Consider the following 14346-nt stretch of genomic DNA (forward strand, 5'->3'; position numbering starts at 1 on the left):
CATCGGGTTCGAACCGATGACCTCAACCTTGGCAAGGTTGCGCTCTACCAACTGAGCTAGTATCGCATTAGTTAATCGCTGCTCTTACTGCCTTGGGCAGCTCTTACCGCCTTGGGCAACAGATAGCGCTTAACTGTAATGTGGTTGCGGGAGCCGGATTTGAACCGACGACCTTCGGGTTATGAGCCCGACGAGCTACCAAACTGCTCCATCCCGCGTCCGGATGCATTGTTTAAGTCAATGACTCTTGCCTTTAAAAGGCTAATTTGGAGCGATACATCGGGTTCGAACCGATGACCTCAACCTTGGCAAGGTTGCGCTCTACCAACTGAGCTAGTATCGCATTATAAAAGGTCTTTCACCTTTCGATTACCGCTTTCGCCATAACCTACAAATTGGAGCGATACATCGGGTTCGAACCGATGACCTCAACCTTGGCAAGGTTGCGCTCTACCAACTGAGCTAGTATCGCAATCTGAAAACGTCTTTCGCCGTTCAGGGCTGCGAATTATAAGAGCATTTTTTTGTGATGCAAGTCCTTAATGCAAAATTACGAAACTTTTTACTCAACTGCTGTAAAAGCACACAGATTTGCAAAAAAAACAGCTCTTATGTCCCTGAAAAGTTAGATAAACGTGATCATTTTATTCGACTAGATGTTAATAATCGTTTTTCGGTAGTACTGCAGCTCGGCGATCGACTCTCGAATATCGTCTAACGCAAGGTGACTTCCCGACTTAGAAAAACCATCTAACACTTCAGGTTTCCAACGACGAGTCAGCTCTTTCAGAGTGCTAACGTCAACATAACGGTAGTGGAAGTACTCTTCCAACTCAGGCATGTGCTTGTATAGGAAACGGCGGTCTTGACCAATGCTGTTACCACAAATCGGTGACTTACCTTTTGGTACCCATTTTTCAAGAAACTCAATCGTTTGTTGGATGGCATCTTGCTCTGAAACGGTGCTTTCTTGAATTCGCTTCACGAGACCGCTACCAGTGTGAGTCGTTGTGCACCACTCGTCCATCTTGTCCAATTCACTCTGAGGTTGGTGAATAGCCAAAACAGGTCCTTCAGCCAGGATGTTAAGCTCACTATCAGTAACGATAGTAGCAATTTCAATGATTTTATGAGTTTCAGGATCAAGTCCTGTCATCTCTAGATCAACCCAAATAAGGTTCTGATCGCTAAAGGACATAAGGCGTCGCCTATTTGTTTATGTGTAAAAGAGGTACTATACCCAAATAACTATACTCAAACTAGCTTTAGGACCATCGAAATCATGTGGTACCAGCAACATCCAGTTTGAGTCCCCAATCATCAAGTTAGATGTGTTAAGTGAAAAATTGTGGCTAAAAAAAAGAAGTTAACCAAAGGTCAAGTACGTCGAGTACGTAGCAACCAGAACAAGCGACTCAAGAAAGAAGATTCTATCCAGTGGGATGAGAACATGCTTGGTGGAACCAAAAGCGGACTCGTAATTACGCGCTTTGGCCAACATGCCGATATCGAAGATCTTGAAACTAACGAAGTTCATCGTTGTAACTTACGCCGTAGTATCGAGACTTTAGTTTCTGGTGACCGAGTGACTTGGCGCGCAGGCTTAGAATCCATGGCCGGCATTTCTGGCGTTGTGGAAGCGGTTGAACCGAGAACTTCAATGCTGACTCGTCCTGATTACTACGATGGCCTAAAGCCGGTAGCTGCGAACGTTGACCAAATGGTTATCGTATCGGCTGTGCTACCAGAGCTATCACTTAATATTATCGACCGCTATTTGATAGCTTCAGAAACAGTGAACATCGCGCCGCTTGTTGTGCTGAACAAGGTCGACCTGCTGACTGATGAGCAGATTGCTGAATACCGTGAAACACTTAAAGAGTACGAGAAGATCGGCTACAAAGTGATGTTCGTGAGTAAAGAGTCTGGCTACGGCATCAAAGAGCTAGAAGCTGAACTTAAAGACCGTATCAACATCTTTGTTGGTCAATCAGGTGTGGGTAAATCAAGCCTAGTGAATGCATTGATGCCAACGCTCGACATTGAAGAAGGCGAAGTCTCTGAGAACTCAGGTCTTGGCCAGCATACCACCACGGCAGCTCGTTTATACCACTTCCCTTCTGGTGGTGATCTGATTGATTCACCAGGAGTTCGGGAATTCGGCCTATGGCACCTAGAAGCCGATGAAATCACGGAAGCCTTCATCGAGTTCAAGCCTTACCTTGGCGGTTGTAAATTCCGCGACTGTAAACACAACGATGACCCAGGCTGCATCCTGCGCGAAGCGGTAGAAAACGGCAAGATCAGTCGATTACGTTTCGACAACTACCACCGCATCATTGAAAGCATGGCGAGTAACAAAGATAACCGTCAGTATTCACGCAACAAAAAAGCCGATCTCTAATCGCGTTTTTGTGAACAAATGTGTGCATTTACTGACAATTGGCGCGAATTTAAGTAACATCTCGCGCCCTAAACCGTCATCGACAGATTTAATTGAAACACAATTAGCATTGGAAAATTAATACAATGGATAAGATTAAAGTTGGATTGCAGTACTGGATTCCACAACATGGACTGACTCGTCTAGTCGGCAAACTTGCGTCTGCTAAAGCGGGCGGCTTAACGACAGCGATCATCAACTGGTTCATCAAGCAATACAAAGTGAACATGGATGAAGCTCTGCATAGCGATCCAAAACACTTTAAAACATTCAATGAATTCTTCGTGCGTGAATTGAAAGAAGGTATGCGTCCTATCGCTGAAGGCGAGTCTGTTATTGTTCACCCTGCAGATGCGCGTGTAAGCCAATTTGGCCCAATTACTGACGGTCAACTGATTCAAGCTAAAGGCCATGACTACTCAGCTCGCGAGCTATTGGGTGGTGATGTAGCGCTAGCGGATGAGTTTAAAGACGGCGAATTCGCAACACTTTACCTGTCTCCAAGTGATTACCACCGCGTGCACATGCCATGCGACGGCACACTACGCCAGATGATCTACGTTCCGGGTGACCTTTTCTCAGTTAACCCATTAACGGCAGAGAACGTTCCAAACCTATTTGCACGTAACGAGCGTGTGGTTTGTATTTTCGATACTGAATTTGGCCCAATGGCACAGGTGTTGGTTGGCGCAACGATCGTAGGCAGCATCGAGCAAGTATGGGCTGGCACCATCACGCCACCGCGTGGTAACTCTGTGTACAAGTGGGATTACCCAGCACAAGGCAATAACGCCATCATCTTGAAGAAAGGTGAAGAGATGGGCCGCTTTAAGCTTGGTTCAACGGTTATCAACCTGTTCGCTAAAGATGCGATCAAGTTTGACGACACGATGCAAAATGGTGAGAAAACCGTTCTTGGTACCCCTTTCGCGCACATTGCTGGTAAAGAAGTTGAGACTGAAGCTGTGGATTCAGCAGAGAACATCGACCAAGCTTAACGGTTTGAGTTAACTCATTTAGTTTTAAAGGCGCGTTATCTTTCTATATTTAGAGAAGAACGCGCCTTTTTCTTAACTCTACCGATTCATTTGCTACTCAAGCTCTAATAACCCAAGCTTTCAATCCTCAATCCTCAAGCCCAGCCCAGCCACCTGTTGCTTCTCACTCTTGCCTCAAATTGCCCAGATAAAAGATTGACCAAAAACAAAACAACTGTCGAAACCTTAAACAACTTTTCGATTTTACAACCCGTCTCCAAGTACCAAAAATCCAGATAACTTACTCTATTTGAAGATATTTTATTCATAGGGTCTTTGTACATGCCTAAACTCAATGTTGGCGTTCTGGTCAAGCTGTTGATTTGTTTTGCGATTCCCTTAGGCGTGTTGTTCATGCCGATAGATTCAATACCAATCGATGATCTCACGCTGATTCAACACCGCTTGTTGGCGATATTCTTATTGGCAGCTCTGCTGTGGGTGCTTGAACCTGTTCCGGTTTTCGCTACCTCAATACTGATCATTGCACTTGAGCTGGTAATGATTTCTGACAAAGGCTTACACCTGTTTAGAAATCCACCTGCAGGACACGATCTCGGTGAGTTAATCAAATATACCGACATATTCGGTGCATTTTCATCACCGATCATCATCCTATTCATGGGTGGTTTTGCTCTTGCGATCTCTGCATCCAAGTACGAACTCGATAACAACCTAGCTCGAGTGCTACTGAAACCATTCGGTACCGAGCCACGCTTCATCATGCTGGGTTTAATGTTGATCACCGCAGTGTTCTCGATGTTCATGTCGAATACCGCTACCACAGTTATGATGCTGGCACTGCTCGGCCCTATCGTGGCTTCTGCACCAAAAGGCGATATGGGTATCAAAGCGCTCGTGTTGTGTATTCCAATCGCGGCCAATACTGGTGGTATCGCGACACCGATCGGCACGCCACCCAATGCCATTGCACTGCAATACCTAACCGGTGAAAACACCATCGACTTCCTCAGCTGGATGATGATGGGCTTACCCTTTGTGATCATCCAACTCACCGTTGCTTGGTTCCTTCTTCAGAAAATCTTTCCTTCCAAGCAGAAGAACATGGTGCTTAAGCTCGATGGAAAATTCAGAAAGAGTTGGCGAGCGATTGTGGTTTATATCACCTTCGCTGCGACCATCTTATTGTGGATGACCACCAAGCTGCATGGCATGAACACTTATGTGGTCTCTATCATTCCACTGGCTGTCTTCACTCTTACAGGCATCATGGGCAAAGAAGAGCTCAAGCTGATTAACTGGGATGTATTGTGGCTGGTTGCAGGTGGTATTGCGATTGGTATCGGCCTTGATAAGACAGGCTTGGCTGCGGCGCTAGCACACGCGATTGACTATGAGTCGCTCTCTCCAGCAGCCGTAGTTCTCACGCTATCTATCGTGTGTTGGTTGATGGCGAACTTCATGTCAAACACCGCTACCGCCAACTTACTGATGCCGATAGCCGCTGCGATTGGTGCTTCAATGGAAAGCCTAGTTGCGATTGGTGGCCTGCAAGGCTTGCTGGTTGTAGTTGCCTTCTCAGCATCACTCGGCATGATTCTTCCAGTATCGACACCACCAAACTCACTGGCTTACTCAACCGGACTTATCGAAAGCAAAGACATGGCTAAGATGGGTATCATCTTGGGTATTGTCGGCTTGCTGATGGTTTACCTCGCGCTGTTTATCATCACCTAGCACGTTAACGCCTCACTACAGCCCATCAGATAGCAATAGTGATTTCGCTATCTGGTGGGTTTATCAGTTTTTTTATCGATAGATAATTGTGATTCTACTTCACGGTTTATTAAAAATAACGATGATTCATTTTAGATTTTTGATTTTAAACACGTTTAATACTACCGAGACAGCGGCAATATACACGCATCAGAGACACATTAATTCACCATCAAGTACGTCACTGTCATTAGGGCGTATTGACCTTTCGAGCTGATTTTTGCAGCGAATTGCTGGGTATGTCTACAAGGCAGAGGTTTTGATGTGTAGCTAGCCTACATGAGAAGCCGATAACGCAGTAGAAATGACCAGCAAACGCTGCCCGAAGGGTTCGGCTAAAAGCGTTTTACTCTTTGTTGAGGGGGATTTGCTTAGAATGGCTAGGCTACTTCCCCCTCGCCGCGATTAAAACGCTTTTATCTCGAACAAAATTGAACCGCGAAAGGTCAACACGCCCTAGTTTTTTGTCTAATCAGAGAGGAATGGACCTTGAGACATACTATTAAATTTAAAATTCAGATCGCTATTGCGGTCATTATTGCCGTCGTGAGTGGCGCTCAAGCTTGGATATCGGTTAATCAACTGACTCAAGAGACTGAAGTCGCGATCAACCAAGAAATGAAAAATGTCAGTGTCGGTACTACCAATTATATTGCCGATTGGCTCTCAACTCGCAGCGATATGATGCTTGCTAACGAGCCGACTATTTCAAGCAATAGTAATTCTGACCGCGAGTTATTGATCACCAAACAAGCCGGGCAGTTTTTGTCTGTTTATGCGGGATTCAGCGATGGCACTATCGCATATGGCGATAAAGGTGAAGATTGGCCAGCAGGCTATGACCCACGCACCCGCCCTTGGTATAAAGATGCCAACGCAACATCAAACCTCATCATTACCGAGCCTTATCAAGACTTCGATGGCAGCATTGTCATCAGCTTTGCGAAAGCATTCAACGGTGAAAGACAAGGTGTCCTCGCAGCAGACTTAACCGTCACCAGCATTATTGATACGGTTCTCAATGTAAAACTGGATAACGATGGCTTTGCGTTTTTAGTGGATGGTAACAACAACATCGTTGCCTACACGGATGAAGAGCTAAGTCAGAAACCACTAACCAGTTTGAACCCAGGACTCACTGCAAACAAAGTGTCGCAATTGATCCAAGACCAAACGATCACCACGCTAACTTGGCCAGGCCAAGGGGATAAACTGGTCTACATTGCCAATGTCCCGAATACCGATTGGTCGTTAGGTATTGTTATCGATAAAAAAATGGCGTTCTCTGCGGTCTCTGATGCGATTCAATTCATCTCCCTAACCTCTTTGGTTTTGTACATCGTCATTTCGATTGCGAGCACAATGGTGATCAACCGCCTGCTTTCTCCATTACAAACCTTATCAGAAGCGCTGACTCAACTCGCTCAAGGTAGAGGTGACCTCACTCAACGTATTGATATCACGCGTATGGATGAGATAGGCAAACTGGCCGAGCTTGTAAACCAATTCTTAAGCCAGATGCAAAGCATGTTGAAGGGCGTCATAGAGCACAGCCACGATCTTAACAATCATGCCGAAAAGGCCAACCAACTGGCGACCCAATCCTCCATTCGAGTTGAGAATCAACAAAACGATATCAACCAGATTGCGACCGCGATTCATGAGATGTCGGCCACCGCAGCCGAAGTGGCGAGCCATGCCGAGTTAACGGCATCGGCTTCTCAAGCCTCTGCAACCGCTTGTAATGACGGCCAAGAAGTAATTCAACAAAACCGCGATGCCATCACTAGTCTTGCGACCCAAGTGGAAGACGCGGCCAATGTCATCCGAGAACTGGAAAACAACGCGCAAAGCATCAACCAAATCCTGTCAACTATTCAAGGCATTGCCGAGCAAACCAACCTATTGGCACTGAATGCTGCAATTGAAGCCGCGCGTGCAGGTGAACAAGGTCGTGGCTTTGCCGTTGTCGCAGACGAGGTTCGAGTGTTAAGCCAAAGAACGCATGGCTCAACGGAAGAGATCCGCGTGATGATTGATACATTGCAGAAGAATACCGAACATGCCGTTGAAAGCATGACCACCAGCACCCAACTGGCAGAGAATAGCGTTGGCTTCGCAGAACAAGCTCATGGCAGCCTCTCTAAAATCACTCAAGCCATCACTGAAATCAACGATATGGCACTGCAAATAGCCAGTGCTGCAGAAGAGCAACGCGCGGTAAGCGAAGACATCAGCCGTAATACGCAAGGGATCAAAGATGCCTCTGACGACCTAGCACAGCAAGCTGAAAGCAGTCGCAATAGCTCAAATGAGATGAGTAGCGCTGCCGAGTCGATGCGCCGAGATGTGGAGCGCTTTAAGGTATAACTCATCTCAAGCAACATAAGTTAAACCTCACCACCGAGCGGCAGGTGACGTAAACCGATAACTGAAACAAAGTGGTTCTTTTCATAAGAATCACTTTGTTCTCAGTTCGGTTTGATGCATATTGATGAGCTAATTTATCCCAGACACAAGGATGTTATTCAGATGGGATTCGAATGGTTAGCTCTAGCTGCCGCTTTTCTTTGGGCGATTGCGAGCCTAATGTCAGTAAAGCCTGCTCAGCACTTAGGTTCTTTCGCCTACAGCCGCTGGCGAATGGGTTGTACCGCAATCATCTTATCGAGTATGGCTTGGTTTACCGGAGGTTGGTCAACTGTCGAAGCCAATCTAGTCACGCCAATGATGCTGTCTGGCCTGATTGGTATATTCATTGGTGATACCGCCCTATTTGCCTGTCTGAACCGAATGGGACCGCGCCAAGCGGGTTTGCTGTTCTCTTGTCACGCCGTGTTCTCGGCGATTCTCGGTTACTTCCTGTTTAGCGAAAGCATGACTTCTGTTGAGCTAATTGGCTCAGCTTTGGTGTTCAGTGGTGTATTAACCGCGATATTCTTTGGTCGTCGAGGACAAGCCAACAACCAACTCGAAACCATCAAAGGCACCGTTTGGATTGGCGTTGCACTGGGAATTACAGCTGCGATTTGCCAAGCACTGGGTGGCATCATTGCAAAGCCGGTAATGCAAACCAACATCGATCCAGTAGCAGCTTCTGCGATTCGGATGATCACCGCCTTTGTCGCCCACTCCGCATTTCGTTTAACAGGTGCCAAGCTGTCACGCGCAATCAACCCGATGAATGGTCAGATATTTGCGATTACGGCAGTTAACGGCTTTTTAGCGATGGCAGTGGGAATGACGCTGATCTTGTATGCGTTACAGGAAGGCAATGTCGGCATGGTTGCTTTGTTATCTTCAACCACACCGATTATGTTGTTACCAATACTCTGGCTTTACACCAAGCAGAGACCAAATGCCTACGCTTGGATCGGAGCCATTGTTGCCGTAGTGGGCACTGGTATTCTAGTCAGCTAGTGAAGCGGATAGTTAATGACGATTAATTATCCGCTAAAAACAAAAACAAAAAGCTAAGAACGTGGGAACGGGAAAGCGGTCACATCATCGATGTGGTCGTAACCCAAAGCCAGCATAATCAACCTATCGATACCCAAAGCAACACCCGCACAATCTGGTAAACCCGCTTTTAATGCCTCAATCAAGTGATGGTCAATCGGCTGAGGCGATAAGCCCATCTCAATACGCTTGGCGTTGTCATCTTCAAAGCGCTTGAGCTGCTCTTGTGGCTTATCTAATTCATGGAAGCCGTTGGCTAACTCGATGCCTTTGAAATACACCTCAAAGCGATCCGCCACTCGCGAATCCTCGGGGTTAATCTTAGCTAATGCCGCTTGTGAGGCTGGGAAGTCATAAACAAAGGCTGGCACCTGTTGGCCAATCTTTGCTTCCACCCCAATACTGAAAAGAAGCTGCAATAGCGTATCGCGATCTTCTTCAGGATCAGCAATGTCGCTGAGCCCAAGTTTCGCTGCCGCTTGTTTCAGGGTATCCATCGAATCTTCAAGGGGACACACACCTAACACGTCGATAAAGGCTTGTTGGTAAGTCATTCGCTGTGCTGAGCCCGACTTGAGGATTTGCTGCAACAGCCGATCCATTTCATCCATTAAGTCATGGTGATCGAAACCGACGCGATACCACTCCAGCATGGTGAACTCAGGATTGTGATAACGGCCATTTTCTTCGTTACGGAAAGACTTACAAATTTGGTAAATACAGCCACTGCCCGCCGCTAATAGACGTTTCATATGAAACTCAGGGCTAGTCATAAAGAACAGGGGCTGACCGTGCGCATAACCCGGCCCTACGAATTCAGTTTTGAAAGTATGTAAATGCACGTCCGTCACCGTGGCGTGGCTCATCGCAGGCGTATCCACTTCCATCACGTTTCGCTCAGCAAAGAACTGACGGATTTGATTAAGGATATCAGCACGTTGCTTTAACTGCTTAATGGTTGCGGCTGGTTGCCATGTTGAGTGCATTATTAAGTTCCATATTACTGAATTCTAGGCGACGGAAATTACCACCTTTCGCCTCTTTTGTAAGCTTCTATCTTTCTATAGATGAAAGCAAAATGTTGCCTTAATGAAGCCAGAAAATTACGTTCTACAATACAATTATCAATACAGCTTTCACATCCACATTGATAACAAAAATCATACTCAACAAGCCGTTAACACAAGCCCTGTGGGCTAATCGTTATCAACAATTCATTGCCGTGATTGCAGTCACATAACCTATAAATTCTATGCCTCCATATGCACTACCGACCTAAAAACCCAAATGCATCAACTTTTCGAATACCTTCCTCTCTTACACTGAACCTACCACTTAAGGCTTAGGGGTGATAAACGGTTGATGCCGTTTAAGTACTCTCTAAATGCTTTTTATAATTACAAGCGGAATACTCCGCATCACACTGGAGAATAACTGTGAAGACAATTACCACAGATATCGCAGTCATCGGCGCAGGCGGCGCTGGTCTTCGTACAGCAATTGCAGCAGCTGAAGCTAATCCTGAATTGGAAGTAGCACTGATTTCTAAAGTTTACCCAATGCGTTCGCACACGGTAGCTGCAGAAGGCGGTTCAGCAGCGGTAATTAAAGACGAAGATAGTCTAGATAACCACTTCAACGATACTGTTGGCGGTGGCGACTGGCTATGTGAACAGGATGTTGTTGAATACTTTGTTGAAAACTCGACTCGCGAAATGATCCAAATGGAACAATGGGGCTGCCCATGGAGTCGTAAAGAAAACGGTGAAGTAAACGTACGCCGATTCGGCGGTATGAAGGTAGAGAGAACGTGGTTCGCAGCGGATAAAACCGGCTTCCACATGCTTCATACTCTGTTCCAGACTTCGATGAAGTACGACACAATCAAACGATTTGATGAGTACTTTGTGGTGGATTTGATCGTTGAAGATGGCGAAGTACAAGGCCTAATCGCGATTCATATGTCTGAAGGTGAGCTTGTTACGATTAAAGCGAAATCTGTTGTGTTAGCAACCGGTGGCGCAGGTCGTGTTTACCACTGCAATACCAACGGCGGCATCGTAACGGGCGACGGTATGGCAATGGCTTATCGCCACGGTGTACCACTGCGTGACATGGAGTTCGTTCAATACCACCCAACAGGCCTACCGGGCACTGGCATCTTGATGACCGAAGGTTGTCGTGGTGAAGGCGGTATCATCGTCAACAAGAACGGCTACCGTTACCTACAAGATTACGGCATGGGCCCTGAAACTCCAGTGGGCGAGCCGAAAAACAAATACATGGAACTGGGTCCTCGTGACAAAGTTTCCCAAGCATTCTGGCACGAACAGCAGAAAGGCAACACCATCAAGCACCCTCTTGGTGATGTAGTTCACCTTGACCTTCGCCACCTTGGTGAAGAGTATCTGCAAGAGCGTCTACCGTTCATCTGTGAGCTGGCAAAAGCGTACGTAAACGTAGACCCAGCAAAAGAGCCAATCCCAATTCGTCCGACCGTTCACTACACCATGGGTGGCATTGAAACTAACGGTACTTGTGAAACTCGCATCAAAGGCCTATTTGCTGTTGGTGAGTGTGCTTCTGTTGGCCTACACGGTGCAAACCGCCTAGGTTCTAACTCTCTGGCTGAGTTCGTAGTATTTGGCCGCGTAGCCGGTGAACAAGCTGTGAAACGTGCAGCTGAATTCAAAGGTTGGAATGAAGAGTCTATCGCTAAGCAAGTGAAAGCGGTTGAAGATCGCATCGCCGGTCTACTAAACCAAGAAGGCGATGAGAACTGGGCTGATATCCGTACTGAAATGGGTCACACCATGGAAGCGGGTTGTGGTATCTACCGTCAAGAAGACTTGATGCAAAAGACCATCGACAAAATCACTGAACTGAAAGCGCGCTACAAGAAGATCAGCATTAAAGACAAAGGCAAAGTGTTCAACACAGACCTACTTTACGCTATCGAAGTGGGTTACGGCCTTGAAGTTGCAGAAGCGATGGTTCACTCAGCGATCCTTCGTAAAGAGTCTCGCGGTGCACACCAACGTCTAGACGACAACTGCACAGAACGTGATGACGTGAACTTCCTGAAACACTCTCTATCTTTCTACAACGAAGATGCAGCACCAACCATCGACTACAGCGGCGTTAAGATCACCAAATCTCAACCTAAAGCTCGTCTGTACGGTGAAGCTGCTGAGAAAGCCGCTGCCGCTGAAAAAGCAGCAGAAGAGAATGCGAAGAAGAGCGAAGAGGAGCAAGTATAATGTCAGCGAATCGAATCCAAAAAATTGAAATCCTGCGTTATGACCCTGAGCACGATGCAGAACCTCACTTTCAAACCTTTGAAGTTCCGTTTGATGAAACCATGTCAGTGCTTGATGCGATCGGTTACATCAAAGATAACCTAGATAAAGACCTGTCTTACCGTTGGTCTTGTCGTATGGCGATTTGTGGTTCTTGCGGCATCATGGTTGATGGCGTGCCAAAACTGGCATGTAAAAGCTTCTTACGTGACTACCCGAATGGCTTCAAGATTGAGCCTTTAGCTAACTTCCCAATCGAAAAAGATTTGATTGTCGACATGACACCGTTCATCGAGCGCCTTGAAGCAATCAAACCATACATCATTGGTAACGACCGCAAGCCAGAAGACGGTACTAACATCCAAACTCCAGAGCAAATGGCGAAGTACAAACAGTTCGCGGGCTGCATCAACTGTGGTTTGTGTTACGCAGCGTGTCCTCAGTTTGGTCTAAACCCTGAGTTCATCGGCCCTGCGGCACTTGCTCTTGCTCACCGCTACAACCTAGATAGCCGTGACAATGGTAAAGCTGAACGCATGAAGCTTATCAATGGCGACAACGGCGCTTGGGGTTGTACGTTTGTAGGTTACTGTTCTGACGTATGTCCGAAGAAAGTAGACCCAGCAGCGGCAGTGAACCAAGGTAAAGTTGAGTCTTCAATGGACTTCGTTATCTCGATGTTCAAGCCTGATGGATCGCAAGTAAAAACAGCAGAGGAGGCATAATATGAGCAATCGTAAGCCTTATGTTCGTGAGATGAAGAGAACGTGGTGGAGCAACCATCCGTTCTACCGCTTCTACATGCTACGTGAAGCGACTGTACTGCCTTTGATTCTATTCACTCTGTTCCTAACCTTCGGTTTGGGTGCACTAGTGAAAGGCCCTGAAGCTTGGGCTGGTTGGTTAAGCTTTATGGCCAACCCTATCGTCGTTGGTATCAACATCGTGGCACTGCTAGGCAGCTTGCTGCACGCTCAGACCTTCTTCAGCATGATGCCTCAAGTAATGCCAATCCGTCTTAAAGGCAAATTGGTTGATAAAAGAATCATCGTACTGACCCAGTGGGCAGCGGTGGCTTTTATTTCTTTAATCGTTCTTGTTGTGGTGTAAGGAGCTTTCGTTATGAACACAAATTACAAAGTAAAACCTGTTAACCACAATCCGAAACGCTCTGATGAACCAATCTGGTGGGGCCTATTCGGCGCTGGCGGTACTTGGTTCGCGATGATCACACCAATCACGATTTTAGTGTTAGGTATCTTAGTGCCAATGGGCATCATCGATGCGGACGCAATGAGCTACGAGCGTGTGTCTGAGTTTGCCACCAGCATCATCGGTGCGCTATTCATCATCGGTACGCTAGCACTGCCAATGTGGCACGCAATGCACCGTCTTCACCACGGCATGCACGACCTTAAGTTCCACGTCGGTGTTGCGGGTAAAGTGGGTTGCTACTTCTTTGCTGGCCTAATCAGCGCATTGTCTGTTATTTTCATTGCGAAAAGCTTAAAGCAGATGCGGGATTCGAGTAATCGAGATGCGAAAAGCTTAAAGCAGATGCGGGATTCGAGTAATCGAGATGCGAAGAGCTTAAAGCAGATGCGGGATTCGAGTAATCGAGATGCGAAAAGCTTAAGAGCAGAAAAGCGAAAGCAGAGCTAGGTTATCCAGCTCTGCTTTTTTTTTGTTTTTCGTATCTCGCATCTCGTTTACGCGCATCTGCCCTTTCCGCTCTTCGTATCCCGCATCCCGCTTACTCTCATCTGCCCTTCAAGCTCTTCGTATCCCGCATCCCGCTTACTCTCATCTGCCCTTCAAGCTCTTCGTATCTCGCATCTCGCTTACTCGCATCTGCCCTTCAAGCTCTTCGCATCCCGCATCTCGTTTACGCGCATCTACCCTTTCCGCTCTTCGTATCTCGCATCTCGTTTACGCGCATCTGCCCTTCAAGCTCTTCGTATCGCGCATCTCGTTTACGCGTATCTTCCTCTTCCGCTCTTCGTATCCCGTATCTCGCTTACTCGCATCTACTCTTAAGCTCTTCGCATCCCGCATCTCGCTTACTCGAATCTGCCCTTCTGCTTTTCCTGACCGCCAGATACAAAAAAGGTCGCTCATGAGCGACCTTTTTCATTGTACTGAGCCATCCAAAACAAGATGGGCACAATCAAATTACTTCACACGACCAACGTATTCGCCAGTACGAGTATCAACTTTAACAACTTCACCGATTGCGATGAATAGAGGTACGCGAACAACCGCGCCAGTTGCTAGAGTTGCAGGCTTACCGCCAGTACCTTGTGTGTCGCCTTTAAGGCCAGGATCGGTTTCTGTTACTGCGATCTCAACAAAGTTTGGTGGAGTTACTGTG

General features: G+C 46.8%; 10 protein-coding genes, 4 tRNA genes and 2 pseudogenes. 9 read left to right on the forward strand and 7 right to left on the reverse strand.

The features are described 5' to 3' along the window. From CWO27_RS23090 to orn, 5 genes are all read right to left on the reverse strand, one after another. Window positions 1-59 (reverse strand) — tRNA-Gly (locus tag CWO27_RS23090). 82 nt (window positions 60-141) lie between these two features. Continuing rightward, window positions 142-218, reverse strand: a tRNA-Met gene (locus CWO27_RS23095). A gap of 49 nt (window positions 219-267) precedes the next feature. Next, window positions 268-343, reverse strand: a tRNA-Gly gene (locus CWO27_RS23100). A 53-nt stretch (window positions 344-396) separates the two neighbouring features. Beyond that, window positions 397-472 (reverse strand) — tRNA-Gly (locus CWO27_RS23105). A 180-nt stretch (window positions 473-652) separates the two neighbouring features. Then, window positions 653-1198, reverse strand: coding sequence for an oligoribonuclease (orn, locus tag CWO27_RS23110; protein WP_010434065.1), 546 nt, complete (start codon window positions 1196-1198; stop codon window positions 653-655). A 150-nt stretch (window positions 1199-1348) separates the two neighbouring features. On the opposite strand from orn, the gene rsgA reads away from it, so the two are divergent. From rsgA to CWO27_RS23145, 5 genes are all read left to right on the forward strand, one after another. Next, complete coding sequence (gene rsgA / locus CWO27_RS23115) at window positions 1349-2404, forward strand: small ribosomal subunit biogenesis GTPase RsgA (RefSeq protein ID WP_048663217.1); 1056 nt, start codon at window positions 1349-1351, stop codon at window positions 2402-2404. A 125-nt stretch (window positions 2405-2529) separates the two neighbouring features. Further along, the gene (gene asd, locus CWO27_RS23120) at window positions 2530-3441 is read left to right on the forward strand and encodes an archaetidylserine decarboxylase (protein WP_107899578.1); all 912 of its coding nucleotides are present in this window, start codon (window positions 2530-2532) and stop codon (window positions 3439-3441) included. Between the two features lie 321 nt (window positions 3442-3762). Continuing rightward, the gene (locus CWO27_RS23130) at window positions 3763-5178 is read left to right on the forward strand and encodes an SLC13 family permease (RefSeq protein ID WP_107899580.1); all 1416 of its coding nucleotides are present in this window, start codon (window positions 3763-3765) and stop codon (window positions 5176-5178) included. Window positions 5179-5706: 528 nt separating this feature from the next. Further along, on the forward strand, window positions 5707-7587 hold the full coding sequence (locus tag CWO27_RS23140; RefSeq protein ID WP_107899581.1) for a methyl-accepting chemotaxis protein: 1881 nt from the start codon (window positions 5707-5709) through the stop codon (window positions 7585-7587). Between the two features lie 162 nt (window positions 7588-7749). Further along, window positions 7750-8637, forward strand: coding sequence for a DMT family transporter (locus CWO27_RS23145; RefSeq protein ID WP_048661408.1), 888 nt, complete (start codon window positions 7750-7752; stop codon window positions 8635-8637). A gap of 53 nt (window positions 8638-8690) precedes the next feature. Here CWO27_RS23145 and epmA read toward each other — a convergent pair whose 3' ends face one another. Further along, a complete protein-coding gene (gene epmA, locus CWO27_RS23150; protein WP_107899582.1) occupies window positions 8691-9662 on the reverse strand; it encodes an elongation factor P--(R)-beta-lysine ligase in 972 nt (323 codons plus the stop codon). 450 nt (window positions 9663-10112) lie between these two features. Between epmA and frdA the strand changes: the two genes are divergently transcribed. The 4 genes and pseudogenes from frdA to frdD form a co-directional block, all read left to right on the forward strand. Next, entirely contained in the window at window positions 10113-11936 is a 1824-nt protein-coding gene (gene frdA / locus CWO27_RS23155) for a fumarate reductase (quinol) flavoprotein subunit (protein WP_107899583.1), read from the forward strand. Then, on the forward strand, window positions 11936-12700 hold the full coding sequence (locus tag CWO27_RS23160) for a succinate dehydrogenase/fumarate reductase iron-sulfur subunit (protein ID WP_009847917.1): 765 nt from the start codon (window positions 11936-11938) through the stop codon (window positions 12698-12700). The genes frdA and CWO27_RS23160 overlap by 1 nt, the downstream gene beginning before the upstream one ends. Before the next feature lies 1 nt (window position 12701). After that, window positions 12702-13085 carry a fumarate reductase subunit FrdC gene (gene frdC / locus CWO27_RS23165; protein ID WP_048607793.1) on the forward strand — a complete coding sequence of 128 codons (384 nt, stop codon included), beginning with the start codon at window positions 12702-12704 and terminating at the stop codon, window positions 13083-13085. 12 nt (window positions 13086-13097) lie between these two features. Continuing rightward, window positions 13098-13472: pseudogene (gene frdD / locus CWO27_RS23170) on the forward strand (fumarate reductase subunit FrdD); the annotation flags it as partial. A gap of 675 nt (window positions 13473-14147) precedes the next feature. Here the strand turns inward: frdD and CWO27_RS23180 are convergent. Further along, window positions 14148-14346, reverse strand: a pseudogene (locus tag CWO27_RS23180) (elongation factor P); the annotation flags it as partial.

The organism is Vibrio sp. 10N.286.51.C3 (genome assembly GCF_003050065.1).
In the GTDB taxonomy this organism is placed as follows: Bacteria; Pseudomonadota; Gammaproteobacteria; order Enterobacterales; family Vibrionaceae; genus Vibrio; species Vibrio crassostreae.